This is a genomic window from Pseudomonas gingeri (assembly GCF_013385425.1).
Taxonomy (GTDB): Bacteria; Pseudomonadota; Gammaproteobacteria; order Pseudomonadales; family Pseudomonadaceae; genus Aquipseudomonas; species Aquipseudomonas gingeri_D.
This window is the reverse complement of the sequence record NZ_JACAQA010000059.1, coordinates 1-1,854: the sequence shown is the minus strand read 5'-3', so window position 1 is coordinate 1,854 and position 1,854 is coordinate 1. Positions and strand designations below refer to the sequence as shown.

General features: G+C 55.6%; 2 protein-coding genes and 1 pseudogene. 2 read left to right on the top strand and 1 reads right to left on the bottom strand.

The genetic code is table 11. From position 1 onward, the window contains the following. Window positions 1–672: 672 nt before the first annotated feature. Complete coding sequence (locus HX830_RS31745) at window positions 673–927, top strand: type II toxin-antitoxin system HicA family toxin (protein WP_100944004.1); 255 nt, start codon at window positions 673–675, stop codon at window positions 925–927. Then, entirely contained in the window at window positions 924–1,256 is a 333-nt protein-coding gene (locus tag HX830_RS31740; RefSeq protein WP_100944003.1) for a type II toxin-antitoxin system HicB family antitoxin, read from the top strand. The genes HX830_RS31745 and HX830_RS31740 overlap by 4 nt, the downstream gene beginning before the upstream one ends. 131 nt (window positions 1,257–1,387) lie before the next feature. Here HX830_RS31740 and HX830_RS31735 read toward each other — a convergent pair. After that, window positions 1,388–1,854, bottom strand: a pseudogene (locus HX830_RS31735) (helix-turn-helix domain-containing protein); the annotation flags it as partial.

Genomic DNA, 1,854 nt, shown 5'->3' with positions numbered 1-1,854 from the left:
AGTTTTACATTGGCGATGACATCTCCTGGCTCAGTTTAGGAGATCACCACACTTGCTGCGAAACAAGGGTGGCGAACTGTACGCAGGTTCGCAGACCGGTGAGCTAGGACAACCGGCAGGCATAAGCCTCCTGCGCACAGCCCGCCATAACGCGGACATAAAAAAACCGCTGACGCGGCGCTGTGCGCTAGCTCATCTACCGGGCTGCGAAACCCGCATCGCTGAATTTGCAGCGACCACAGAAATGTAGACCCAGCAGCGAGCGCACACAACATTCTCCCACGACCAAAACAAGTAGGAAATATTAGTTTTTTTGGACGGCCGTTTCTCGTCATGTCGCCTTGGGAGACGTCCCTCCGAGTACGCATATACATAGGTAGTTGTTCGATTGATTGAGTCCGTGTGTTCTGGAATGGGGGGCTGGATGGTCATGGAATCCACATACAGGTTCAAGCAGCGAGCCATCTATCGGGTGAGACCCACGAGGATCAATATTTTCGGGGCCGTTTTAGAAATGAGTAGAAAATATTTTTCTCAGGTGTGGACGTTTTGTGGACGCTATCGTGGCCAGATCCAGGCTTAACCCCTCCAGATAGGCCAAAGCCACGCTTGGCTCTACTCAATCAGTATTGAATGGCTGCCCTATCGCGTACGGTATCATAGTGTAATACCATGAATAACAAGCAGCTCAGCACCCTGAAGGCCGTCTTCTCGAAGCCCACTCCGGCCACGCTGGAATGGGCTCGTATCGAATCGCTGTTTGGTGCCGTCGGCGCCAAAACCATTGAAGGCAATGGGTCGCGAGTACGATTTGAACTGAACGATGCGGTCGGAACCTTCCACCGACCACACCCCGATAAAGAAGCAAAGCCTTACCAGGTTCGTGATGCTCGGGCTTTCCTTGAACAAGCAGGAGTTACCCCATGAACGTGATGAATTACCAGGGCTATGCCGCCCGAATCGAGTACAGCGAAGAGGACGGCCTTTTTGTCGGTCACATCGCAGGCATTAAAGATATCGTTGGATTCCATGGTGAGTCGGTTCAGGAGCTTCGAGCAGCGTTTGAAGAGGCTGTCGTCGATTACCTCGACACTTGCGCCAAGCTCGGTCGTGCTCCACAGAAGCCCTACTCTGGAAATCTGAGCCTGCGACTGGCTCCGGCGCTTCACGCCACAGTGGCTGTCAAGGCGCAATTGGCTCACAAGAGCATCAATCAGTGGGTTTCTGATGTCCTGGATCGCGAAGTCCACGCCTGAACCTTCTCGCGCCAGGTGCGCAGCCGTCTCAATCTCTTTCTAGGTATTCGGTCCCGACTCGCTCGAAATCGATCAGAAAGAAGCCTTGGATTTTTTACGTGTGGACACTTTGTGGACGTTTTCAGCTTTTTGAAAACACAAAAATACTGACCGCGTACCGGAGACGGCAGGTAGGTGATGTCCCACGACCACACCTGGTTGGGGCCTTGGGCCGCGTGAGTCGTCGGTGCGGCGTGGCGCCGGGGACGCTGGCTCCGACCACGATGCTGTTGCTGACCCGCCGCACGCAGCACCCGATAAAACGTCGCTTCCGACGCCAGATAGCGCTGTTGGTCGGCCAGCCTCGGCACGATCTGGCTGGGCGGCAAATGGGCGTAGCCCGGGCTGTTGCACAGCGCCATGATCGCTTGTCGTTCGACCTCGCTTAGCGCATTGCGCGGCTTGGGCCGTGCCGTGGTCGTTCGGGCGTCCGCCTGAACAGCCTCGGTTTCAGTCCAGCGCTGCACGGTTCTGAGCGAGAGACCAACTTCCTGGCAGGCCATAATTTTTCGGGCTCCTGCCATCCTAGCCTCACTCAACCAGGTCACCAGTAACTGCC